This is a genomic window from Ensifer sp. KUDG1 (genome assembly GCF_050434285.1).
Classification (GTDB): Bacteria; Pseudomonadota; Alphaproteobacteria; order Rhizobiales; family Rhizobiaceae; genus Ensifer.
The window spans coordinates 177,157-197,580 of sequence record NZ_JBNDIG010000005.1 but is presented as its reverse complement, the minus strand read 5'-3'; the positions used below and the strand labels follow the sequence as shown (position 1 = coordinate 197,580).

Here is a 20,424-nt window from a genome sequence, read left to right as displayed (position 1 = left end):
GCCATGACAGCGCCCAACCGTGAAGACGAGAGGTTCATGGCCGCGGCGCTGAGGCTGGCTCGCCACCATCTCGGACAGACATCCACTAATCCCTCGGTCGCATGCCTGATCGTCAGGGACGGTGTTATCGTCGGCCGGGCCGTAACCGCACGAAGCGGCCGCCCCCATGCCGAAACCCAGGCACTGACGGAGGCCGGCGAAAAGGCGAGGGGTGCGACCGCCTACGTGACGCTCGAGCCTTGCTCCCATCACGGCAAGACGCCGCCCTGCGCCGATGCGCTCGTCGCCTCCGGCATATCCCGCGTGGTGATCTCGATCCTCGATCCGGACGTGCGGGTCGCAGGACGCGGCGTCGTGCGCCTGCGCGACGCCGGCATCAACGTCGATATCGGAGTGCTCCCCGAGGACGGGCATCACGCGCTTGAAGCCTACCTCATGCGCCAGGTCAGCCGACGTCCCTATGTGACTCTCAAGCTTGCCGTTTCGGCCGATGGCATGATCGGACGCAAGGGCGAGGGGCAGGTACGCATCACCGGTTCCATCTCCCGTGGTCAAGTACAGATGCTGCGGGCGGAGACCGACGCGATCCTGGTCGGGATCGGCACGGCTGCCGCCGACGATCCGGAATTGACCGTGCGCTTGCCGGGGCTTGAGCATCGCTCGCCGCTGCGCATCGTTCTCGACCGCCGGCTCGACCTGCCGCCTTCCTCCAAGCTCGTGTTAACGGCGCGGGAGGTCCCCGTTATCGTGGTCTCCAGCGACGGTTCCGGCGATGCGGATGCGGACGTCGATGACGGCCGGGCAGCACGTAAGGCGGCCCTGGAGGCCTCCGGTGTCGAGGTGCTCGAAGCCGGTTCGATCGCCGACCTTCTTGCGGCACTCGCCTCCCGCGGCATCTCCTCGCTGATGGTCGAAGGCGGTGCTGTGGCTGCACGCGCCTTTCTCGATGCGGACCTCGTCGACCGTATCCAGCTCTACACCGGACCGGGGACCATTGGCGAAAACGGCATTGCATCCCCATTTGACCGTAAGTCCGTGCCGGCAGGCTTCCGGCGCGTCGCCGAGGCACGGTATGGCGACGATTTGTTCGAGGAATACGAAAGAGAAAACTGATGTTCACAGGCATTGTTACCGATATCGGCACCGTCGATTCCGTCACCCCGCTGAAGGAAGGCATCAAGCTGCGTGTCGCCACGCGCTACGACCCAAAGACGATAGACATGGGGGCTTCCATCGCCCATTCCGGCGTGTGCCTGACGGTGACGGCCTTGCCTGACGCCGGCAGCAACGAGCGCTGGTTCGAGGTCGAGGCCTGGGAAGAGGCGCTCCGCCTGACGACGATCGCCGGCTGGACGAAGGGCACGCGCATCAATCTCGAGCGCTCGCTGAAGATCGGCGACGAACTCGGCGGCCACCTGGTTTCCGGCCATGTCGACGACAAGGCGGAAATTCTGTCTGTGGAGGCGGAAGGCGATGCCGTGCGTTTTCGTCTGCGAGCGCCTGAGCATCTGGCAAAGTTTGTTGCGCCGAAGGGATCGGTCGCGCTCGACGGCACGTCGCTGACAGTCAACAAGGTGGCCGGCGCCGAGTTCGACGTACTCTTGATCCGCCATTCGCTGGAGGTCACGACCTGGGGCGAGCGCAAGGCCGGCGATTTCGTCAACTTCGAGGTCGACACCATGGCGCGTTATGCGGCACGCCTCGCGGAGTTTCCGGCGCCAAAGCCGGAGTAAGCCGATTTCCTCTTTTGCCGAATGCACACCGCCCCCAATCGGGGGCGGTTCTGGTTTCGCGAGGTGTTGACACTCAACGCACGTAGAGGGTCAGGCTGCCATCAGCCGCCTGTTCGGCGCCGGCAATGTTGTTCATCTCGACATTCTGCGCCTTGAGCTTGGCTGCAAGCGGCTTGTTGCCTTCGACGGCCGCGTGCAGGGACGAGATCTGTTGCGGCGTCGCTTCGTTGATCCACATGCGCGTCTGGCTCGATTCCTTCAGCGTATCCACATCGACGACGTTGAAATGATCGCCCTTGAAGTCGCGAACGGTGTGGTCGATTTCGGCCGGCCAGTTCATGGCTGCGCTCGCAGCGTAGGAGACACCGCCGAAGGAGAGGGCGGAGAGAGCAGCGATGACGGAAAGCTTGGCTATGCGGTTCATGGTCATGCTCCTTTGCTTGCCAACAACAAGGCGCAAGCCGGCCCGATACGGGAACGCGGAACCTTGCGGGTTTCCGGGCCGGTGAGGTTCGCCTGTTGCGGCGGCCAGCAGGGTTCGTTTGCGGGTGTTGTCACCCACAAGCAAAGGCGCTGGACTGTTTCGACTGATTGGTCGGCGTTTGCTCCCTTCTTGGGGAGGGCGCGTCGTGCCAACGACTAGGAAACTGGGCCGGAATGTGGCCCTTTCCAAGGCATTGGCATCGGGAAAACAATTAAAACTTGTTCATGTTTCGGCGTGCGCGCGAGCCCATCTTTCGCCTGTCGCAGCCGCTGCCTTCTGGTGGCGCTCGAACATGATCACATGGTTGCCGTGATAGGTCGTGCGCCAGAATTCCTTGAAGCCATGCTTCTCTGCGACCCGGATCGAGGCGTGGTTGCCGATATCGATGATGCAGGTCTTGCGCAACGTCGGAAACTGGCGGTCGGCCCATTTGAGCGCCGCGCTGACGGCCTCGGTCGCGAGCCCCTTCCCATGCGCTTTTGGCGACAGTGCCCACCCCGTTTCCATCGTCCCTTCGAGCGAAGGCGTGATGGCGCGATGCACGTCGTGGAAACCGGCCTCGCCGAGAAAGGACCCGGTCTCCCGGTCCTGGATGGCAAAGAAGCCGAAGCCGAAATAGTGCCACATGCCGACCTGGCGCAGGAAGCGGGTCCAGGACTGTTCGCGCGTAAACGGCACCCCGCCGACGTAGCGGATGACCTCGGCATCGCCGAACAGCGCGGAATAGGAGGGGAAATCGTCACGGCGATAGGGGCGCAGGACAAGGCGATCGGTCTCGATGATGGGAACGCTATGCATATTCGATCCTATGCTGTGATGATGTCAGGCACCGGGCTCGCCGTCCCAGTAGTCGACGGCGCTTTCCGGTCGGCCGGTGAAGCTGAACGACCGCTCGCCTTTGGTGCCGCGCGTCCTGGCGAGGAACTTGCCCGAATCCGGGTACTCGCAGATTTCGGTTGCCGCCTTGGTCGAGATCGAAAGGTACTTGAGCGGCACTGTGCCGGTATTGATCAGGTGATGTGCCGTCTCAGGACCGCCCGCGGGCGCGCCCAGAATGTCGCCCGGGCCGACCGCATAACGCTCGCTGCCGAAGCGGTAAGTCCCTTCACCCTCGAGGATAATGAACATTTCTTCTTCGACATGGTGATTGTGAAACGGGCAGCCGGACTTGCCCGGCGGCACTTCACCGTAGCCGATGCCCAGATCCTTGAGGCCGAGCAGCGCGCCGAAGGCGGCGTCGCGGGATTCGAAGAAAGTGCCTTGAGTCCAGTGGTCGAGTTCCAGGTTTTTGGGATTAACGATCGGCTTTTTCGTATCGGTCACATGGTCCTCCCTGGCGCACCGTTGTCGCGGTAACGCTAATACGTTCTATCCGTGTCGCGCGTTCGTCCCGTCGTCAACCTGCGATCGCTAAAATTAGCGACGATGGTTACAGGAATACATCCTAGTGTTGCAATCCATCGGCGAGACCATCTAGGCGCAATCGCGCGATGGTTTCACCAGGGGCTGTGAGGCCGCGTATTGGGGCGAATAAGGCGTAAGGCTTGCCGTCTTCGCCCGCCCTCCGGTGGGACCGAATTGGAGGAGCGGCGAAGCTTAGGATGGTGGCTATTGGCGGCCGCCGGACGCGGCAAAAGGCCGTCTGCGATGGAATTTGCTTGCCATTCGACGCCGGGCGTGGTTTGACCGCCGCCTTGGCCGGTCGCATCCGGCGCTGAATTCTCAAAGACAGGTGATCCATGGCAGAGACCACGGCAGCCCACATCCTGATTGTGGAAGCGCGTTTCTATGACGATATGGCCGACGCTCTGCTCGACGGAGCGAAACATGCGCTGGACGAAGCCGGGGCGACCTATGATATCGTAACGGTTCCGGGTGCTCTCGAAATCCCGCCGGCGATCGCCATGGCGCTCGACGGCGCCGATGAAGGCGGCACCGAATACGACGGTTTCGTTGCCCTTGGCATGGTCATTCGTGGCGAAACCTATCATTTCGACATCGTCGCGAACGAATCCTCGCGCGCGATCATGGATCTTGCGGTGAGCGAGAGCCTCGCGATCGGCAACGGTATCCTGACGGTCGAAAACGACGATCAGGCCTGGGCGCGTGCGCGCCGGTCGGAAGGCGATAAGGGTGGCTTTGCTGCGCGTGCGGCACTGACCATGATTGAACTTAAGAAGAAACTGGGCACGGAAAAGTGACGAAAACCCCCTCGGATCAACCGCTGAAGCAGGTCAACCAGCGCGGTGCAGCACGCCTTGCCGCGGTGCAGGCGCTCTATCAGATGGACATCGGCGGCACCGGTGTCCTCGAAGTGGTTGCTGAATACGAAGCGCATCGCCTCGGACAGGATGTCGATGGCGACACCTACCTGAAGGCCGACCCCTCCTGGTTCCGGTCGATTGTCGCCGGTGTCGTGCGCGACCAGCGTAAGCTTGATCCGCTGATCGGTTCGGCGCTTCAGGACGACTGGGCGTTGTCGCGTCTCGATTCCACCGTGCGCGCCATCCTGCGTGCGGGCACCTTCGAGATGCTCGAGCGCAAGGACGTGCCGGTTCCGGTGATCGTCACGGAGTATGTCGAGATCGCCAAGGCCTTCTTCTCGGATGACGAGCCCAAGCTGGTCAATGCTGTCCTCGACCGCATTGCCCGACAGGTCCGCGGCGAACCGAGGAAATAAGGTCGATGGTTGCGGCTGCTGCAGATGACATGGGCAACACCCTTCGCGAAACACGCCGCAACGTTTACCTCCTGACCGCCGCGCAGGCCGTGCTCGGCGTCGTCGGCCCCATCTGCTTTTCGGTCGGCGGTGTCGCCGGCTACCAGATGCTGGCGGAGGACAAGTCGCTGGCCACCGCGCCGCTCACCGCGTTCAACGTCGGCATGGCGCTGGGCGTTGTGCTGGTTGCGGTATTGTCGCGCCTGATCGGCCGCCGTTTCGCCTTCATGAGCGGGACCGCAATCGCGGCCGCCGGGGCGGCGCTCGCCGCCGTCGCACTCTTCCGCGAGAATTTCTGGCTCTTCGCCTTCGCACTTGCGATGCTCGGCTCGTCGAACGGCTTTACACAAAAGCTGCGCTTTGCCGCTGCCGACGCTTCGCCGTCGTTTTACAAGCCCAAGGCAATTTCGCTGATCCTCGGCGGCGGCATCGTTTCGGCCGTTCTCGGTCCGCAGATCGTCATTTTCGCTGGCGACCTGTTCGCGCCGGTTTCCTTTGCCGGGGCTTTCGTCGTCCTGATGCCGATTTGCCTCGTCGCTGCCCTGTTTTTCGCGCCGCTGCGGCTGCCCGAGCCGGGCGCAATGGTGAGTGCCCACCACGATCAGTCCGTTCGTCCGCTCGGCGAGATCGTCCGCAGCCAGCGCTTTGCCACCGGCATGATCTGCGGCATTTCCAGCTACGCGCTGATGACCTTCATGATGACCGGCGCGCCCGTCGCCATGGTGATCGGCTGCGGCTTCTCGACCGAACTCGCCACGCTCGGCATCCAGTGGCACGTCCTGGCGATGTTTGCGCCGAGCTTCGTCACCGGCATGCTCATCAGCCGCTTTGGCGCGGAGCGCATCGTCGGCTGTGGCCTCCTCCTGCTGATGGCCTGCGCCGCAGTCGCGCATATGGGCATCGAGCTCTGGAACTTCTGGGGTGCGCTGGTGCTGCTCGGCCTCGGCTGGAACTTCGGCTTCATCGGCTCGACGGCGATCGTCGCCAGCAGCTACCGGCCGCAGGAAGCCGACAAGGTCCAGGCCTTCCACGACATCATCCTGTTCACCACCGTGGCGCTGTCGTCGTTTGCCTCGGGCAAGGTGCTCACCGCCTATGGCTGGGACATGCTGAACGCGGTCGTGTGGCCGGTGACGATCGTTTGCCTTATCCTCCTCTTGCTCCTGAAGCGGGCGCCGCGCAAGGCCGCCGCCTAACGCTCCATTCCCCTGAAATCTAAAGCGAACGAGGCGCCGCCAGTGGCGTTTCTCGGGGCTTGACGATCTCCCGTTGCAACCGCACTCTGGCCGCGCCGTGAGGGGTGCTGCTTGAGGAGGTGGTGCGTGATTCGCGGTTTTGAGGGGCCTGCGGCCGGGAGTGAGTCCGCGGGTTGTAACGGAGGGTAATGCGAAATGACCATTTTATTGGGCGTTATCGCATGCGGGTTGCTCGCGGTGGCTTACGCCATCTGGGCAACACAGTCGGTGCTTGCCGCCGACCAGGGGAACGCCCGCATGCAAGAAATCGCAGGCTACATTCGTGAAGGGGCGCAGGCCTATCTCACGCGTCAATACAAGACCATTGCCATTGTCGGCGTCGTCGTATTCATCGCCGCTTGGGTTCTTCTTTCTCCCGCCGCCGCTTTCGGCTTTCTGATTGGTGCGATCCTTTCGGGTGCCGCGGGTTTCATCGGCATGCACGTTTCGGTGCGGGCCAATGTACGCACGGCCCAGGCTGCTTCCGTCAGCCTTGCCTCCGGTCTCGACATCGCCTTCAAATCCGGCGCAATCACCGGCCTTCTCGTTGCGGGCCTGGCCCTTCTCGGGGTCTCGGTCTACTACGTCGTCCTCACGGCCGGCATGGGGCATGAGCCTGCCTCGCGCGAAGTCATCGATGCCCTGGTCTCGCTCGGTTTCGGCGCATCGCTGATTTCGATCTTCGCCCGTCTCGGCGGTGGCATCTTCACCAAGGGTGCCGACGTCGGCGGCGACCTCGTCGGCAAGGTCGAAGCCGGCATTCCGGAAGACGACCCGCGCAATCCTGCGACCATTGCCGACAACGTCGGCGACAATGTCGGCGACTGCGCCGGCATGGCCGCCGACCTGTTCGAGACCTATGCCGTCTCCATCGTCGCAACCATGGTGTTGGCGGCCATCTTCTTTGCCGGGACGCCGTTGCTCGCAACCGTCATGGTCTATCCGCTGGCAATCTGCGCCGCCTGCATCATCACCTCGATCGTCGGCACCTTCTTCGTGAAGCTGGGTTCCAACAATTCGATCATGGGAGCGCTGTACAGAGGGCTGATCGTCACTGGCGTACTGTCGATCCTCGGTCTCGGCGCGGCCACGTCCTTCACCATCGGATGGGGCTCGATCGGTACCGTCGCCGGCAAGGACATCACCGGCTGGAACCTGTTCATCTGCGGCATTCTCGGGCTGGTGGTCACGGCGCTGATCGTGGTGATCACGGAATACTATACCGGCACCAACAAGCGGCCGGTGAATTCGATCGCCCAGGCCTCGGTCACCGGCCACGGCACCAACGTCATCCAGGGGCTTGCCGTCTCGCTGGAATCGACCGCGCTGCCGGCCATCGTCATCGTCGGCGGCATCATCGCGACCTACCAGCTCGCCGGCCTCTTCGGCACCGGCATTGCCGTTACAGCCATGCTCGGCATTGCCGGCATGATCGTGGCGCTGGACGCCTTCGGTCCCGTGACGGACAATGCCGGCGGTATCGCGGAGATGTCGCATCTGCCGCCGGAGGTGCGCAAATCCACCGACGCGCTTGACGCCGTTGGCAACACCACCAAGGCCGTCACCAAGGGCTACGCAATCGGTTCCGCCGGTCTCGGCGCGCTGGTGCTCTTCGCTGCCTACTCGAACGACCTCAGCTACTTTGCCGCCAACGGCGACAAGTATCCGTACTTCGCCGATGTCGGGCAGATCTCTTTCGATCTCTCCAACCCCTATGTGGTTGCCGGCCTGATCTTCGGCGGCCTCATTCCCTATCTCTTCGGCGGCATTGCGATGACTGCCGTCGGCCGTGCAGCCGGCTCGATCGTCGAGGAGGTTCGCCGGCAGTTTCGCGAGAAGCCCGGCATCATGGCAGGCACGGAACGGCCGGACTATGGCCGCGCTGTCGACCTTCTGACGAAGGCGGCGATCCGTGAAATGGTCATTCCTTCACTGCTGCCGGTGTTGGCGCCCGTCGTCGTCTATTTCGGCGTGCTGCTGCTCTCGGGCTCGAAGGCCTCGGCCTTCGCGGCGCTCGGTGCCTCTCTGCTCGGTGTCATCGTCAACGGCCTCTTCGTGGCGATCTCGATGACTTCGGGCGGTGGCGCCTGGGACAATGCCAAGAAGAGCTTCGAGGATGGCTTCGTCGACAAGAACGGTGAACGCCATCTGAAGGGCTCCGACGCCCACAAGGCGTCGGTGACCGGCGACACCGTGGGCGACCCCTACAAGGACACGGCCGGTCCGGCCGTGAACCCGGCGATCAAGATCACCAACATCGTGGCGCTGCTGCTTCTGGCAATCCTCGCCTGATCGCATCGCCGAGCAAACAAAAAGGCCCGCGGAACATCGTTCCGCGGGCCTTTTCCTTGGAATGGGGCGGCTTAGTTGCCGAAGTCCTTGAACAGGCTGCGTGCCGCGGCCTGGCCTGCACCGGGGCCGGTCAACAGCTGGCCGAGGAAGCTTGTTTCCTTGCCGCCTGTCGGCGTCGTGCGGGTCAGCATGTCGAAGACCTTGCCGTCTTTCAGCGTGTAGTGAGCCAGCTGGCTGACGGTGCCTTCCTTGTCGAAATAGACGGCCAGGATCGACTGGTCGACCAGCTGCGGCTTCATGAAGGCGACAGGGCGCTTGCGCGTCTGCGAAATGTAGTAGAACACTTCGTTGTCGAAGGTTGCCGTCGTCGAGGGCGTGCCGAGCGAGAGCAGCACCTGCTCGCGGCTGGAGCCGACCGGAACGAGGTTTAGCGTTTCCTGATCAACCACATAGCCCTGATGGAGAACTTCACCGACATTGGCGGACTGGCAGGCGGAAAGGGTAAAACCGGCGATTGTGGCTACGACCGCCACGCGGCCGAGGGTCTTAAAGTTTTTTCTCAAATACCGCTTCGTCAACGACAGCTCCCCTTGGAGAAACGATGGCAGATCCGCCATTGCAATTCGTGCCTGCTTCGGTAAACCAGCTTCGGCTGTCATGCAACAACGTCATGGGCGCTTGCGCGCATTTCGAGAAAGCCAAGCCCGAGCTTTGTGATGATTTTTGGACTGTTTAAAAGAAAAAGTGGCAACACCGCGATTGTCGAGCGGCAATATGCATTGCTGACGGCGGCCGCACGCCAGCCTTACCTCTACACCGACCTCGATGTGCCGGACACGGTCATGGGCCGGTTCGAGATGCTTTCGGCAACGCTGATCCTCTATTTCCGCCGTACGCGCGCTTCGGCGAGGGCGGGCCAGGAAATCGCCCAGGAGATCATCGATGCCTTCTTCGAGGACGTGGATCATTCGATCCGCGAGCTCGGCGTCGGTGACGCCGGCGTGCCGAAGAAGATGAAGAAGCTGGCCGGCATGTATTACGGCCGGCTCGAATCGTACGCGGCGGCGCTGGAAACGAAGGACGTCGAGGCTCTGGCGGCAGCGCTGAGGCGCAACTTCCATCCGGATGGCGGAGACGCCGCGCCTTCGATGGTGGCGCTTGCTGGCTATCTGCTGGCGGTCGAGGCGCAGCTCGTCGATGTCGCGGAAGACGTCGTCGAAGTCGGCCAGTTGCACATTCCGCCGGCTGGGGCGTAATAGAAAACAAGAGCGTCGCCACCGGCAGCCGGTCGGCGGCTGCATTCGCGATGGGCGCCAGGTAAGCCCGCGCGAGGAAGGATCCAATTATGAAAGACGAAAGCCGGCCGGCCTTTTCTTACCCGGTGAAGGTAGGGCACATTTCGGCGAACGCGGTCAGCGTTCACCTCTCCGCCAATGAGCGCGAGCGCAAGGCGCTTGCCGAGCTTTGGAACATTAACGATGTCCTGTCGCTCGAGGCCGATCTGCAGATCGCGCGCTGGAAGAAGGATGGCGTGAAGATCAAGGGCGACGTCAAGGCCCGCATCGTGCAGAGCTGTGTTGTCACGCTTGAGCCGGTCGAAGCCGATATCAACGAGCTGGTCGAGGCGATCTTCGTGCCCGAGGGATCGCGGCTTGCCCGCCAGGCAAGCAATGATGGCGGCGAGATGGTTCTCGACCCTGACGGCCCCGATATTCCCGATACCTTTATCGGCGACACCATCGACGCCGGCGTCGTCGTCAGCGAGCAGGTTGCGCTCGCGATCGACCCTTATCCCCGTAAGCCCGGCGTGACGTTCGGCGAGCGCATCGAGAGCACATCTGCCGATGACAAGAAGCCGAACCCCTTTGCGGTCTTGAAGGACTGGAAAAAGGACTGAGGTCGCGAAAGCGTCATCTACAATTCGGTTGTCACGCAATGGAAAAGCAGTATTTTGGCCCCAAACCGGCCAGAAGAGCCGCCAAAGCGATCTGCCGCGTGCTTGGCTCAAGCGTCAGAAGCAATATGTTTCGTCAATGCGTTTCCGTTGAGTGCGCCGCGGCGGCACGTGTTGTGTGGCAGAAATAAAGGATAAGACACGCGTGGTCAGAATTTCACTTGACGTGATGGGGGGCGACTATGGTCCTGAAGTCGTCATCCCCGGCGCCGCAAGAGCGCTTGAACGTCATCCGGACATCAAGTTCGTTTTGTTCGGCATCGAAGCGCAGTGCGCGGGCCTCCTTGAAAAATATCCGAAGCTGAAGGCCAACAGCACCTTTTACGACTGCGAGATTGCAGTCGCCATGGACGAGAAGCCGAGCCAGGCGCTTCGCCGTGGTCGCGGCAAGTCGAGCATGTGGAAAGCGATCGACGCGATCAACGCCGGCGAGGCAGACGTGGTCGTCTCCGCCGGCAATACCGGCGCGCTGATGGCCATGTCGGTCTTCTGTCTGCGCACCATGCAGGGAATTCAACGGCCGGCGATCGCCGCCATCTGGCCGACGCTGAAGGGCGAGAGCATCGTGCTCGATGTCGGCGCGACGATCGGTGCGGACGCGCAGCAACTGATGGATTTCGCGCTGATGGGCGGCGCCATGGCGCGCGCGCTGTTCGAGATCGAGCGGCCGATGGTTGGGTTGCTGAATGTCGGCGTCGAGGAGATCAAGGGACAGGAAGAGGTCAAGGAAGCCGGCCGCCTGATCCGTGAAGCCAATATCGACGGCTTCGACTATTACGGCTTCGTCGAGGGCGACGACATCGGTCGCGGAACCGTCGACGTCGTCGTCACGGAAGGTTTTTCCGGCAATATTGCGCTGAAGGCTGCCGAAGGCACCGCGCGCCAGATCGCCGAATATCTGCGCGCTGCCATGTCGCGCACGCTTCTTGCCAAGCTCGGCTATATCCTGGCCAAGGGCGCCTTCGACCGCCTGCGGGAGAAGATGGACCCGCGCAAGGTCAATGGCGGCGTGTTCCTTGGCCTCAATGGCGTCGTGATCAAGAGCCATGGTGGTGCGGATGCCGAAGGTTTTGCGGCCGCGATCGATGTCGGCTACGACATGGTGAAGAATGGCCTGAAGGCGAAGATCGAGCTCGATCTGGCGAAGTACCATGGCGGCGAGCCGCCACAGGCCCTTTCCGCCGGCATGAATGATGAGGTTTGAATAGATGATCCGTTCCGTCGTTCGCGGTTTCGGCGCGGCTTTGCCGAAACGCGTGGTCACCAATCAGGAGCTGGAATCCAAGGTCGATACGTCCGATGAGTGGATCGTGCAGCGCACCGGCATCCGGCAGCGTTACATCGCGGGCGAGGGTGAAACCACGGCTTCGCTCGGCGAAGGTGCGGCACGCGCCGCGCTCGCCAACGCCGGACTTACGCCTGATGACATCGACCTGATCATCCTGGCGACCTCCACCCCGGACAACACGTTCCCGGCAACGGCCGTCAATATCCAGGATCGTCTCGGCATGCGCCATGGCGCGGCCTTCGACATGCAGGCCGTCTGCTCGGGCTTCGTCTACGCGGTCACCACGGCGGATGCCTATATCCGCGGCGGGCTTGCCAAGCGCGTGCTGGTGATCGGCGCGGAGACATTCTCACGCATTCTCGATTGGACCGACCGCACGACCTGCGTGCTCTTTGGCGATGGCGCCGGCGCCATCATCCTGGAAGCCCAGGAAGGCGAGGGCACCAATGCCGACCGCGGCGTGCTGACGGCGAAGCTTCGCTCCGATGGCGCGCATCGCGACAAGCTCTATGTCGACGGCGGCCCGTCGACCACGGGAACGGTCGGCCATCTGAAGATGGAAGGCCGCGAAGTCTTCAAGCATGCGGTCGGCATGATCACCGACGTCATCGAGGCCGCCTTCGAGGCGACCGGGACGACGGCCGAAGATCTGGATTGGCTGGTCCCACACCAGGCCAACCGCCGCATCATCGACGGTTCCGCCAAGAAGCTTGGTATCCCTCTCGACAAGGTTGTGGTGACCGTCGATCTGCATGGCAACACCTCCGCAGCCTCCATTCCGCTGGCATTGAATGCGGCGGCGGGTGATGGCCGGATCAAGAAGGGTGACCTTGTCCTGCTCGAGGCCATGGGCGGTGGCTTCACCTGGGGCTCCGTGCTCCTCCGCTGGTAAAGAAATTGCTTAAGCAACAGGCGCTTGACCGCAAAAGGCAAGGGCAATAGTCTTCGGACGCTGATCGGCGTACCAGACGTTGGTGGGGGAAGATGAGCGGAAAAACAGTAACACGGGCGGACTTGGCTGAGTCGGTTTTTCGCAAGGTGGGTCTGTCGAGGACAGAGTCTGCCGAGCTGGTGGAAACCGTCATTGACGAAATATGCAACGCAATCGTGCGTGGCGAGAGTGTGAAGCTGTCCTCTTTCGCGACCTTCCAGGTCCGCGACAAGAACGAACGTATCGGGAGAAACCCGAAAACCGGCGAGGAAGTGCCGATTTCGCCCCGGCGTGTGATGACCTTCAAGGCGTCGAACGTCCTGAAGCAGCGCGTGCTGAAGGCGCATCTCGGCCGCAGGGCCAAGCAGAAACCGGTGTCTCCCGTTTCGTGAACGCCAGACGACAGCCACAAATGTGGTTGAAAACCCATCCATAAGCCGTTGAAATGGAGCCGATTCGTGCCATCATTGGCACGGTATCGGCTCATTGTCGGCTTTCGAGCCTGAGTCGCATGGCATGGATTGGGAACGATATGGAAAAGAGCCCGGACGCTTTTCGCACCATCAGCGAGGTCGCTGACGATCTCGACCTGCCGCAGCATGTCCTGCGTTTCTGGGAAACCCGCTTCCAGCAGATCAAGCCGATGAAGCGCGGCGGTGGCCGGCGGTACTACCGGCCGGAGGATGTCGACCTTTTGAAGGGCATCCGGCATCTGCTCTATGATCACGGCTACACGATCAAGGGCGTTCAGAAGCTCCTGAAGACCAACGGCAACAAGTTCGTCGCGGCGATTGCGAGCGGCGATCTCGCGACCGTCGAGGCGCTTGCGGCCTCCAGCAACGAAGAGCCGGCACCGCCGAAGGCTGGTCTTTCCGAGGAGGATCAGATCGTTGGCCGCGCCAAGGCGCCCGCGAGCCGCCGCTTCTTCTCCTTCGGCGGCAGCAGTGACGACGTGCCCGAGATCTCTCTTGGAAAATCCTCGTCCGTGGGCAAGGAAGATCGCGCCCTGCTACAGGAGGCGCTCTATGACCTCCTGGAGTGCAAGCGGTTGCTCGACCAGGTGCGCTGAGAAAGCCATTCCGGAGGATCGATCAAGACCGTTTTCGGACGGCCGACTGAATGTCGGCCGAGCCGTCTCGGCGCAATTATCTTTTATACGATCACCAAGACGGCGTCTGTGCCGTCGGCGCGCTACCCGACGGCGAGGAGCATATGCGCGCCTATCCGCAGGACGTTCGCGCGACCATCTTCAACAGCGTTTGAAAAAGCGTCAGTAGGAGATGCGGAAGCCGCCGGGGCTCGCCGCGGAGACGTCAGGCTCAGGGTAGGGGCCCGTCCACTGCGCATAGGTCGTGTTGGTCGAACCCGAGGTCGCACAGCCGGAGAGCGTGAGAAGCGCAAGCGCGGTGAGGGCCATAAGGGACTTAAGAGGCATGGTTTTCTCCTAGAAGGGGAGACGCTCCAGGCCTCAAGGGCCAGTATCAAACTGTCCCTCAATTCATCCATGATGGCAAGCTCACGTTGCGTTAGGCAGCAAGTTTCGAGCGACGGGATCTCGTTTTGGTGAAGGTTCCGTAGCCGGACGTGCGGTCGGTGTTTTCGTCGCCACGCAGCATCGGACCTTGCAGGCATCCAGTGGCGCGCGGATGGTGGGGGCTTTCTCTGTCCGCAGTCGCGTCGCGGGGGGCGATGCCATGCCGTGAATTTGCCGAATGTCCTGTCGGACTTTCGGCTCCCAAGCATACTTTTCCACGCCGTTTGTTCCTTTTTCGATCCAGGCCGCATTTTCCCGCTTGCGCTCTAAGCGTTGGTTATATAGGGGTTTCCTCGGTTCGGAGCGTAGCGCAGCCCGGTAGCGCACTTGACTGGGGGTCAAGGGGTCGTGGGTTCGAATCCCGCCGCTCCGACCATTTTCTCCTTTATTTTCAATGATCTTGGCCCGCTACCGCCAATCGGCGAGAGGCGAGAACCGGAACATATCGCGCTCAAAACGCTGGTTCGGGAACGGATAGTCCCGAAAAAGTCCCGAAGCGCCCCGGTCATTTGTTCTTCCTTTGTTTGCGCCGCTGCTTCGATAGCGATTCGAGGGCGTCAGCGACCTCCTCGTCGAGCACGTGCGCGTAGCGTGTCGTCGTCTTGATATCGCGATGGCTGAGTGCCTTTTGCACCGTCTTCAGGTTCCCGGTCTGGCGCAAAAGCTTGGTCGCCAGATCATGCCGAAAGTCATGGAATCGGAAGTCCTCGACGCCGGCTTTGCCGCGAATACGCTTCCATTGCGTCTTCAGCCCGCTATAGGTGATCGGGTACCGGTCGCCTTTCTTCCTTCCTTCCCCATCCCCTTTGTATGAAGCCTTGCCGGTGCGCGTGCGTGCCGCCTGGTAGGTGAAGACGAATTCGGGATGGTGCCCGCGCAGGGGCAGCAGGATTTCCCGAATTTCGCTTGTGATCGCCGTTCTAACCGGCCGGTCGTTCTTCCCGAGCTTGGTGATCCATCCCGTCTGCCAATCCACCTCGGACCATTTCAGGATACACTCTCGCAGGCGCAGGCCTGTAGCGCGCTCGAAATCGAATATCGGCTGATAGTCGTTCCTGGTTGCGAGGTAGAGCGACGAGCTTTCGGTCTGCTTCAGTTCGCGGACCCGCTCGATCGGCTCTTTGAGCCAATGGTCGCGCCAGTTCGGCTCGAGCGGGAGGTCGTAGCGCCAGGTGCGTTTCGCCCTGGTGAAAATCTTCTTGATGACGAGCGTCGTCGATCGGTTGACGGTCGCGGCCGACACGAGCCGCATAGGCTCGCCGTCCTTCGTCTCCGCCTTGCCCCATGCTGTCTGGGCTCGTCGCCACTGGACGAGCTTAGCGATATCGTCGTCGCCGATCGCCGACATGAGCTTCGCCGCGCCGAAGTAATCGACGAGGCGGTTGATGTCGGTCCAGGTGGTTTCGCTGTTGGCGTGGTGCTGGCCGATCTCGGTCCAGTATCGGGCAGTGGCTATGCCCACGGTGAGAGGGCCGGCGCCGTTGGCGTGCTTGGCGGCCTTCGCAGCCGCCTTGGCCTTGTCCTTCTCTACCTTCTCGCGGGCTTCTGCTTCGCGGCGGTTCGCTGTGCCCGTAGATCCATAATATCGTACACCTGCAACTTGGAAGTCGAAGTGATAATACGGGGTGTTTTGCGGCTTGTAGACGGACACTCGCGGGTTCTCCGGCTTTTTATGAATTCGTTGATGTCGTCCATGGTAAAGCCGAGGCGCGGTTTCGACCTGCCGGCGCCGAGCGGCACGTAGGCTATATCGCCAGCCTTCACAAATTCGCGCAAGGTCCGGGTAGAGACGTTGAGGAGTTCGGCAGCTTGCTCGCTGTCGAGTAGCATGGGTGCCGTCATTGTTCGGCTCCTTGTTCTTGGCGGGCGGCCGCGGCGCCGGATTTCACGCGGGCGAGCCAGCGGCCGACCTTTTCCGGCTCAAGCCAGGCCCAGATGAGGAGGAGGGATGCGATGAAGCCGAAACCGGTCATGTCCGCGTATCCTCGGCTTTGGCGCGGATCGCAGCAGCAATTGCTCTGCCGGCGACAATCCCGAGCCGATAGTCGCGAACAGCGTCAGGGCCGGTATCCCAAGGCTCGATGTCCTTTTTGCCGAAGGCCGACCAATCGGCGTCAAGTTCCGCGATCCCTGCCGCTTCGCTCAACCCTTTGCGGCGCCCGCGCTCAAATGTGGCGTTAAGCGCATCCCAGGCACGCGCCTTATCGACCGATATCTCGCGAAGTTCGGCCACCTCCCGCCGCAACCGTTCTATCTCGGCGTCCTGCTGAGAGATGCGGGCGGCGGCTTCGTCACAGATCGTGTGATGCACACCGGCTCCCCATTCATCGATCGGGCGGTATCTGTGCAGGCGTTCGACAAGATCCGTCATGGCTTGCCTCCAGGGGCGGCGTCCCACTGGCTCGTGAGTTCCTTCATCGCTTCCCGGGTTGCGGTCGGCAAATCGGCACTCTGAGCGAGGTTGTAGAGGACATTGGACATCTGGGCGCCGAGCCGGCGCAGTTCATTCTGGCGGCTGGAAAACTCAGCGAAAGCGCAAGACAGGTAAGTCAGCGCGTTCTGCTTCCTGCCGGCGGTGATCTCCTCGCTGATCCGGTCAAAGCCGAATTTCAGTACGCCTTCGGGCTGCCAGCCATCGGGCGCGGAAGGGGCGGCGTTAGCCTCGGGCATACCGCACTGGATCAGCCACTTCTCGCGGGTGTCGTGGTCTCGCTTACCCGGCGGAAGATGAAACCAAGCCAGCCGCGCCTTCAGCCATTCGACTTGCTCCCCCACTACCGCCGCTGCTGGCACGGAGAGGGCGGCGATAACCTCGGCGGCTGTCCGACGCGCTCCATCACGACGGATGCCCCACAGGCTATGCGGCAAAGCATCCCGACCGTCTTCAATCGCCTGCCATGCTGATTTGTCGATGATCTTGGCGATCTGCTCGATCCTCTCGGGTGTCGGTGTTGGCTTCATTGGCGGGGCTCCTGCGTGGCAGCGCGCAGCTTGAACATGTCGTCAGCGGCAACGACGGCATAACCGAGTGCGGTCGCCATCGCCGTGACCGTTTCGTCGATCGGGCTGGCTGAATACGTGTTGGACATATGCACGGCTGCCGTCAGCAGCATCATGACGCCTTCCGCCGGGTCTTTGCCCGTCTGCTGGCAGAGTGAGCGCGTCACGCCCTCGATCGCGAGAATGGCCGAACGCGGATCGTCCGAAAGCTTTCCTTCGATTTCGATTTTCATGTCAAAGCTCCAGAAGGGCACGACTGGCAATCGTGCACAGGCCGACGCAAACGCATTTGTCGCCGAGTGAGCAACCGAGCGGGCCGATTTCACGATCGAAGCCCATATCGTGGTCGCAACGGGCATCGGCGATCTGTTGCAGCGCCTTCGTCAGCCTCTCGACCAGCGCCGTACTGGCGGGCTGGGTGTCGACCAGATCGAGGACGCGAGCGGCATAGTCTTCGTTGGCAGCGGATATCGCAGCTTCTCGGCTGTCGAATTTCGGCGGTTCTCCGTCAACCTTCGGCAGTCCGACGCCGTTCCACAATGCGCCTTCCTTGATCCGCCACACGTCGTACATGAAGCCGAACGGTGTCTTAGCGATCGTGGATGAGTAACCTGCTTCGTCAGTGCTTTCCGGCTTCCATGCCAGCGGCTTGACGACCGCCTCCACCTCCTGCCCGCCGTCCTTGCCGGGGGAGGAGGGATAGGCGGCCTTGCGGATTTCTTCCACGGTCGCAACGTCAATCCACCTCGCGCCGTTGGTGAAGCCAATGGTGTCCTCAGGCGAGAGATCATCCAGAAGGTCTGACATGCGTTTCAGCAGAGAGACAGATTCGTACATGTCAGCGCCTTCCCGTAAATGCTTGATCACGAGTGATCTGTCCGTTGCGTTTGGCGTTCCGCTTTATCTTGGCAAGCTCTGCCTGAGCCTGTTCGAGCGTGATTTCGCCGTCGTGAAATCGCTGCATGAGCGCTTTGCGCACTTCCATGCTGTCGGCAACCTTGCCTTCGGCTTCCGCCTGTTTCTGCGCGTCGCGGCGCGCGCGATATTCGATGCTGTCCATTTCACTCCCCTCCTGCGTCAAGAGCCGAGAGGATGCGGGTCTGGTAGTCGGACTGCGCGGCGGCCTTCGCACCGGCTAAGCCTCCATCCACGATGGAGCCGCTACCAGCTTTCCAAGGAGACCAGCAGGCGGTCCCGTTGATCTCCCAGACGGAATAATGACCGAAGGGGCTTTCAGCTATCTCTGTGTAAGTCCCCGGCGCGCCTTCGACCCACTCCAGCGCCTTGACCTTCCCCTCTACTGCAATGGGGAGGAACGGGAGGGCGGCTTCGAGGGCGATGCGCATCTGGTCAAGCGCGGTCGATCCGTGCAGCACGTCTCGCCCCCAATAGGCGTCGGCTGCGGCCTCGATTGCTTCCTTCGTGATCTGGTTCATGCTACCTCCTCAGCGCGATAGCTGCGGTTCCAAAACTTGATTGCATTTCCGGGAGTCCCGGCAGTCACGCTGATGTTGCAGCTTCCGCACGAAATGGTCTCTCGATACCAAGGCATGCGCATAGCGCCACGGCCTCTACCTGATTGACGCTTGACGCTCGGGTTCTTCGCGCGGCAATGGCTGCATGGTGAAATCTGTTCGTTTGCCATTTTAGTTCTCCCCTCCAGCGTTAAGAGCGGGGCGGTACAGCGGGCGGTAGGGCAGATCCTGCTTCGGAGACCGACGCGCGGCCTTCTCGGACTTCGGGAACCCCGCCGATTTGATCGACTGCTTCGGGCGCTTGATGCCGAGGTGCTTTTCCTCTCGGCGCTTCGCCTCGGCGATCACGGCAACGTCTTCGGCTGTCTTCGGCTTGTGGCAGCATTCGACGCCGAGGAGCTTGCCGTCGTCGGCCGTCAGCTTCCGGCTTTTATCGATCTGCAAGGCGTCGGCGATCGTGTGATCGACGTGCCAAGCCTTTTTCCCGAGCACGAGGCCGCAGCCCTCGCAAACGATCCCGTGTTTCGGATGCATGGCGCGTTTTACGATCTGGACGTAAACTGCCTTTGAGAATTCGCGACGCTTAGCCATGCAGCCATCCCCAACTCTTGCGCTCGCGTATCGCGGCAATGTTGCGGCGCGATACGCCGTATGCTTCCGCAACATCTGCGGCAGGTCGGTCGTCCTTGCGAATTTCCAGAACCTGCTCAGCCGTCAGCCGAGCCGAGTTTGTTTTTTCGCCGAGCAGCCGAGTACCGTCGGTGATCGTGTCCGCCGAATTTTGGGCGTGGGTCGCCCACCGCAAGTGACGTCGGTTGATGCACGCGCGGTTGTGACAAACGACTGGCTTGTGAGCCGCCACCATTCCGGGAGAGGGCGGCGGGCCTTCCGATTTCTCAAGGGCGAGACGCGGGACGTTATGGTATTCCCCGTCGAGGAACATAGTTCCGTAGCCGCCTTTCCCCGTGCTGAATGGCCAGAGAATGCATTCATCAGTGTTTGAGATGAGGGCCGCTTCAAGGAAGGCCAAAGGCTCTCCCTTGAATGTCTGACGACCTCCAAGAGGATCGCCATGGCGCCTCATCCGACGATAATGCAGATTGCACAGGCCTTGCCCGGTGACCCGACGGTCGCAGCCTGGCACGGAGCATTTGGTGAACTCGCGACGGGCCATCAGTTCACCTCTGGGCGCTGGCGCTGCTTTGGAACTCGCGTCATCGTCATGACGTAGTCGACGCCGTCGATGTCGGTCACGATCGCGACGCTGGCGGAATCCAGAACCAAGACCTCAGGCGCGAGCTTCTGCTCGGACTGCGTTCGCAGAGCGTCGCAGACCTTCAGGGCAGGCGGGATAAGCGGGTGGGTCATGCTGCTGCCTTCGATTTCGGTTCGGACCAAATGACGTGGTGACGAGCCCCAAAGGCGAAGATGATCTCGATCAGATCGGTCATCTCTTCCTTGGAGAGGTCGGATGAAGAGGTGCCGAGCGGGACAAAGCCGGTCCCGTCGGTATTCGGCACGAGGCGAAGCTGGTCGTGTTTCTCGCGGCGCAGCGCGTCGAGCATGACGAGCTTCCAATCTTCGGGGGTGAGTTGCTGGCCGTGCCAGGCAAGCTGAAGCGACAGGTCGGTGAGCATCGCCCACATGCGATCGTTCTGCGGCGTCGTGCGCTTCGGTCCCTTAAACTCTACCCTCGTGTCGACTGGCGCACGCATGATCCAGTCGATTGCCTTGCTGCGGAACGTTTCGTTCGCCAGAACCAGAAGCGCGCGGCCCATG

At 61.8% G+C, this 20,424-nt stretch carries 29 protein-coding genes, 1 tRNA gene and 1 pseudogene; 13 read left to right on the top strand and 18 right to left on the bottom strand.

Annotated features, from left to right (window positions below):
- The first annotated feature begins 3 nt into the window (after positions 1-3).
- Both ribD and M2267_RS15420 read left to right on the top strand, forming a co-directional pair.
- Positions 4-1,113: a bifunctional diaminohydroxyphosphoribosylaminopyrimidine deaminase/5-amino-6-(5-phosphoribosylamino)uracil reductase RibD gene (gene ribD / locus M2267_RS15425; RefSeq protein ID WP_429115249.1), complete on the top strand. Its 1,110-nt coding sequence runs from the start codon at positions 4-6 to the stop codon at positions 1,111-1,113.
- Entirely contained in the window at positions 1,113-1,733 is a 621-nt protein-coding gene (locus M2267_RS15420; protein ID WP_192447312.1) for a riboflavin synthase, read from the top strand. Before ribD ends, M2267_RS15420 begins: the two co-directional genes overlap by 1 nt.
- Before the next feature lie 73 nt (positions 1,734-1,806).
- Here the strand turns inward: M2267_RS15420 and M2267_RS15415 are convergent, their stop codons facing one another.
- The 3 genes from M2267_RS15415 to M2267_RS15405 all read right to left on the bottom strand — a co-directional run bounded on the left by M2267_RS15415 (position 1,807) and on the right by M2267_RS15405 (position 3,540).
- The gene (locus tag M2267_RS15415) at positions 1,807-2,157 is read right to left on the bottom strand and encodes a hypothetical protein (RefSeq protein ID WP_034803749.1); all 351 of its coding nucleotides are present in this window, start codon (positions 2,155-2,157) and stop codon (positions 1,807-1,809) included.
- 282 nt (positions 2,158-2,439) lie between these two features.
- A complete protein-coding gene (locus tag M2267_RS15410; RefSeq protein WP_429115247.1) occupies positions 2,440-3,015 on the bottom strand; it encodes a GNAT family N-acetyltransferase in 576 nt (191 codons plus the stop codon).
- A 24-nt stretch (positions 3,016-3,039) separates the two neighbouring features.
- Positions 3,040-3,540, bottom strand: coding sequence for a cupin domain-containing protein (locus tag M2267_RS15405; protein WP_043611447.1), 501 nt, complete (start codon positions 3,538-3,540; stop codon positions 3,040-3,042).
- A gap of 416 nt (positions 3,541-3,956) precedes the next feature.
- Here M2267_RS15405 and ribH point away from each other — a divergent pair, with 416 nt between their 5' ends.
- The 4 genes from ribH to M2267_RS15385 all read left to right on the top strand — a co-directional run bounded on the left by ribH (position 3,957) and on the right by M2267_RS15385 (position 8,463).
- Positions 3,957-4,418: a 6,7-dimethyl-8-ribityllumazine synthase gene (gene ribH, locus M2267_RS15400; RefSeq protein ID WP_043611448.1), complete on the top strand. Its 462-nt coding sequence runs from the start codon at positions 3,957-3,959 to the stop codon at positions 4,416-4,418.
- Entirely contained in the window at positions 4,415-4,897 is a 483-nt protein-coding gene (nusB, locus tag M2267_RS15395; RefSeq protein WP_043611449.1) for a transcription antitermination factor NusB, read from the top strand. The genes ribH and nusB overlap by 4 nt, the downstream gene beginning before the upstream one ends.
- A 5-nt stretch (positions 4,898-4,902) precedes the next feature.
- Complete coding sequence (locus M2267_RS15390; RefSeq protein ID WP_043611450.1) at positions 4,903-6,132, top strand: MFS transporter; 1,230 nt, start codon at positions 4,903-4,905, stop codon at positions 6,130-6,132.
- Positions 6,133-6,327: 195 nt separating this feature from the next.
- Positions 6,328-8,463, top strand: coding sequence for a sodium-translocating pyrophosphatase (locus M2267_RS15385; RefSeq protein ID WP_043611451.1), 2,136 nt, complete (start codon positions 6,328-6,330; stop codon positions 8,461-8,463).
- Between the two features lie 71 nt (positions 8,464-8,534).
- Here the strand turns inward: M2267_RS15385 and M2267_RS15380 are convergent, their stop codons facing one another.
- Positions 8,535-9,041 carry an outer membrane protein assembly factor BamE gene (locus tag M2267_RS15380; RefSeq protein ID WP_043611497.1) on the bottom strand — a complete coding sequence of 169 codons (507 nt, stop codon included), beginning with the start codon at positions 9,039-9,041 and terminating at the stop codon, positions 8,535-8,537.
- Between the two features lie 138 nt (positions 9,042-9,179).
- Here M2267_RS15380 and M2267_RS15375 point away from each other — a divergent pair, with 138 nt between their 5' ends.
- The 6 genes from M2267_RS15375 to M2267_RS15350 all read left to right on the top strand — a co-directional run bounded on the left by M2267_RS15375 (position 9,180) and on the right by M2267_RS15350 (position 13,705).
- Positions 9,180-9,719, top strand: coding sequence for a ubiquinol-cytochrome C chaperone family protein (locus M2267_RS15375; protein ID WP_043611452.1), 540 nt, complete (start codon positions 9,180-9,182; stop codon positions 9,717-9,719).
- Between the two features lie 89 nt (positions 9,720-9,808).
- A complete protein-coding gene (locus M2267_RS15370; protein WP_043611453.1) occupies positions 9,809-10,360 on the top strand; it encodes a YceD family protein in 552 nt (183 codons plus the stop codon).
- A 202-nt stretch (positions 10,361-10,562) separates the two neighbouring features.
- Positions 10,563-11,621: a phosphate acyltransferase PlsX gene (gene plsX, locus M2267_RS15365; RefSeq protein ID WP_043611454.1), complete on the top strand. Its 1,059-nt coding sequence runs from the start codon at positions 10,563-10,565 to the stop codon at positions 11,619-11,621.
- 4 nt (positions 11,622-11,625) lie between these two features.
- Positions 11,626-12,597, top strand: coding sequence for a beta-ketoacyl-ACP synthase III (locus M2267_RS15360; RefSeq protein WP_192447304.1), 972 nt, complete (start codon positions 11,626-11,628; stop codon positions 12,595-12,597).
- 92 nt (positions 12,598-12,689) lie between these two features.
- Positions 12,690-13,028: an integration host factor subunit alpha gene (locus M2267_RS15355; protein ID WP_034803721.1), complete on the top strand. Its 339-nt coding sequence runs from the start codon at positions 12,690-12,692 to the stop codon at positions 13,026-13,028.
- A gap of 140 nt (positions 13,029-13,168) precedes the next feature.
- A complete protein-coding gene (locus tag M2267_RS15350) occupies positions 13,169-13,705 on the top strand; it encodes a MerR family transcriptional regulator (protein WP_034803717.1) in 537 nt (178 codons plus the stop codon).
- A gap of 201 nt (positions 13,706-13,906) precedes the next feature.
- Here the strand turns inward: M2267_RS15350 and M2267_RS15345 are convergent, their stop codons facing one another.
- On the bottom strand, positions 13,907-14,071 hold the full coding sequence (locus tag M2267_RS15345) for a hypothetical protein (RefSeq protein WP_089043959.1): 165 nt from the start codon (positions 14,069-14,071) through the stop codon (positions 13,907-13,909).
- Between the two features lie 398 nt (positions 14,072-14,469).
- Between M2267_RS15345 and M2267_RS15340 the strand changes: the two genes are divergently transcribed.
- Positions 14,470-14,546, top strand: a tRNA-Pro gene (locus M2267_RS15340).
- 129 nt (positions 14,547-14,675) lie between these two features.
- Here the strand turns inward: M2267_RS15340 and M2267_RS15335 are convergent.
- From M2267_RS15335 to M2267_RS15275, 13 genes and pseudogenes are all read right to left on the bottom strand, one after another.
- A complete protein-coding gene (locus M2267_RS15335) occupies positions 14,676-15,821 on the bottom strand; it encodes a tyrosine-type recombinase/integrase (protein WP_429115243.1) in 1,146 nt (381 codons plus the stop codon).
- A 20-nt stretch (positions 15,822-15,841) separates the two neighbouring features.
- A pseudogene (locus tag M2267_RS15330) lies at positions 15,842-16,000 on the bottom strand (helix-turn-helix domain-containing protein); the annotation flags it as partial.
- 8 nt (positions 16,001-16,008) lie between these two features.
- On the bottom strand, positions 16,009-16,143 hold the full coding sequence (locus M2267_RS15325) for a hypothetical protein (RefSeq protein ID WP_429115242.1): 135 nt from the start codon (positions 16,141-16,143) through the stop codon (positions 16,009-16,011).
- Positions 16,140-16,541 carry a hypothetical protein gene (locus M2267_RS15320; protein WP_429115241.1) on the bottom strand — a complete coding sequence of 134 codons (402 nt, stop codon included), beginning with the start codon at positions 16,539-16,541 and terminating at the stop codon, positions 16,140-16,142. The genes M2267_RS15325 and M2267_RS15320 overlap by 4 nt, the downstream gene beginning before the upstream one ends.
- Positions 16,538-17,131, bottom strand: coding sequence for a hypothetical protein (locus tag M2267_RS15315; protein ID WP_429115240.1), 594 nt, complete (start codon positions 17,129-17,131; stop codon positions 16,538-16,540). The genes M2267_RS15320 and M2267_RS15315 overlap by 4 nt, the downstream gene beginning before the upstream one ends.
- The gene (locus M2267_RS15310; protein ID WP_429115239.1) at positions 17,128-17,403 is read right to left on the bottom strand and encodes a hypothetical protein; all 276 of its coding nucleotides are present in this window, start codon (positions 17,401-17,403) and stop codon (positions 17,128-17,130) included. Before M2267_RS15310 ends, M2267_RS15315 begins: the two co-directional genes overlap by 4 nt.
- 1 nt (position 17,404) lies before the next feature.
- A complete protein-coding gene (locus M2267_RS15305; RefSeq protein ID WP_429115238.1) occupies positions 17,405-18,037 on the bottom strand; it encodes a hypothetical protein in 633 nt (210 codons plus the stop codon).
- A complete protein-coding gene (locus M2267_RS15300) occupies positions 18,009-18,230 on the bottom strand; it encodes a hypothetical protein (protein WP_429115237.1) in 222 nt (73 codons plus the stop codon). The genes M2267_RS15305 and M2267_RS15300 overlap by 29 nt, the downstream gene beginning before the upstream one ends.
- Position 18,231: 1 nt before the next feature.
- Positions 18,232-18,606, bottom strand: coding sequence for a hypothetical protein (locus M2267_RS15295; protein WP_429115236.1), 375 nt, complete (start codon positions 18,604-18,606; stop codon positions 18,232-18,234).
- A gap of 210 nt (positions 18,607-18,816) precedes the next feature.
- Positions 18,817-19,236: a hypothetical protein gene (locus tag M2267_RS15290; RefSeq protein ID WP_429115235.1), complete on the bottom strand. Its 420-nt coding sequence runs from the start codon at positions 19,234-19,236 to the stop codon at positions 18,817-18,819.
- Complete coding sequence (locus M2267_RS15285) at positions 19,229-19,675, bottom strand: hypothetical protein (RefSeq protein ID WP_429115234.1); 447 nt, start codon at positions 19,673-19,675, stop codon at positions 19,229-19,231. The genes M2267_RS15290 and M2267_RS15285 overlap by 8 nt, the downstream gene beginning before the upstream one ends.
- Before the next feature lie 143 nt (positions 19,676-19,818).
- Positions 19,819-20,013 carry a hypothetical protein gene (locus M2267_RS15280; RefSeq protein ID WP_429115233.1) on the bottom strand — a complete coding sequence of 65 codons (195 nt, stop codon included), beginning with the start codon at positions 20,011-20,013 and terminating at the stop codon, positions 19,819-19,821.
- Entirely contained in the window at positions 20,010-20,423 is a 414-nt protein-coding gene (locus tag M2267_RS15275) for a recombination protein NinB (RefSeq protein ID WP_429115232.1), read from the bottom strand. Before M2267_RS15275 ends, M2267_RS15280 begins: the two co-directional genes overlap by 4 nt.
- Position 20,424: the final 1 nt, after the last annotated feature.

Excerpts from the sequence above, each read along its gene's own strand:
- ribD (WP_429115249.1), top strand. The coding sequence starts at position 4 with ATGACAGCGCCCAACCGTGAAGACGAGAGGTTCATGGCCGCGGCGCTG.
- M2267_RS15420 (WP_192447312.1), top strand. The coding sequence starts at position 1,113 with ATGTTCACAGGCATTGTTACCGATATCGGCACCGTCGATTCCGTCACC.
- M2267_RS15415 (WP_034803749.1), bottom strand. The coding sequence starts at position 2,157 with ATGAACCGCATAGCCAAGCTTTCCGTCATCGCTGCTCTCTCCGCCCTC.
- M2267_RS15410 (WP_429115247.1), bottom strand. The coding sequence starts at position 3,015 with ATGCATAGCGTTCCCATCATCGAGACCGATCGCCTTGTCCTGCGCCCC.
- ribH (WP_043611448.1), top strand. The coding sequence starts at position 3,957 with ATGGCAGAGACCACGGCAGCCCACATCCTGATTGTGGAAGCGCGTTTC.
- M2267_RS15390 (WP_043611450.1), top strand. The coding sequence starts at position 4,903 with ATGGTTGCGGCTGCTGCAGATGACATGGGCAACACCCTTCGCGAAACA.
- M2267_RS15385 (WP_043611451.1), top strand. The coding sequence starts at position 6,328 with ATGACCATTTTATTGGGCGTTATCGCATGCGGGTTGCTCGCGGTGGCT.
- M2267_RS15375 (WP_043611452.1), top strand. The coding sequence starts at position 9,180 with ATGATTTTTGGACTGTTTAAAAGAAAAAGTGGCAACACCGCGATTGTC.
- M2267_RS15370 (WP_043611453.1), top strand. The coding sequence starts at position 9,809 with ATGAAAGACGAAAGCCGGCCGGCCTTTTCTTACCCGGTGAAGGTAGGG.
- M2267_RS15360 (WP_192447304.1), top strand. The coding sequence starts at position 11,626 with ATGATCCGTTCCGTCGTTCGCGGTTTCGGCGCGGCTTTGCCGAAACGC.
- M2267_RS15355 (WP_034803721.1), top strand. The coding sequence starts at position 12,690 with ATGAGCGGAAAAACAGTAACACGGGCGGACTTGGCTGAGTCGGTTTTT.
- M2267_RS15350 (WP_034803717.1), top strand. The coding sequence starts at position 13,169 with ATGGAAAAGAGCCCGGACGCTTTTCGCACCATCAGCGAGGTCGCTGAC.
- M2267_RS15345 (WP_089043959.1), bottom strand. The coding sequence starts at position 14,071 with ATGCCTCTTAAGTCCCTTATGGCCCTCACCGCGCTTGCGCTTCTCACG.
- M2267_RS15325 (WP_429115242.1), bottom strand. The coding sequence starts at position 16,143 with ATGACCGGTTTCGGCTTCATCGCATCCCTCCTCCTCATCTGGGCCTGG.
- M2267_RS15320 (WP_429115241.1), bottom strand. The coding sequence starts at position 16,541 with ATGACGGATCTTGTCGAACGCCTGCACAGATACCGCCCGATCGATGAA.
- M2267_RS15315 (WP_429115240.1), bottom strand. The coding sequence starts at position 17,131 with ATGAAGCCAACACCGACACCCGAGAGGATCGAGCAGATCGCCAAGATC.
- M2267_RS15310 (WP_429115239.1), bottom strand. The coding sequence starts at position 17,403 with ATGAAAATCGAAATCGAAGGAAAGCTTTCGGACGATCCGCGTTCGGCC.
- M2267_RS15300 (WP_429115237.1), bottom strand. The coding sequence starts at position 18,230 with ATGGACAGCATCGAATATCGCGCGCGCCGCGACGCGCAGAAACAGGCG.
- M2267_RS15295 (WP_429115236.1), bottom strand. The coding sequence starts at position 18,606 with ATGAACCAGATCACGAAGGAAGCAATCGAGGCCGCAGCCGACGCCTAT.
- M2267_RS15290 (WP_429115235.1), bottom strand. The coding sequence starts at position 19,236 with ATGGCTAAGCGTCGCGAATTCTCAAAGGCAGTTTACGTCCAGATCGTA.
- M2267_RS15280 (WP_429115233.1), bottom strand. The coding sequence starts at position 20,013 with ATGACCCACCCGCTTATCCCGCCTGCCCTGAAGGTCTGCGACGCTCTG.
- M2267_RS15275 (WP_429115232.1), bottom strand. The coding sequence starts at position 20,423 with ATGGGCCGCGCGCTTCTGGTTCTGGCGAACGAAACGTTCCGCAGCAAG.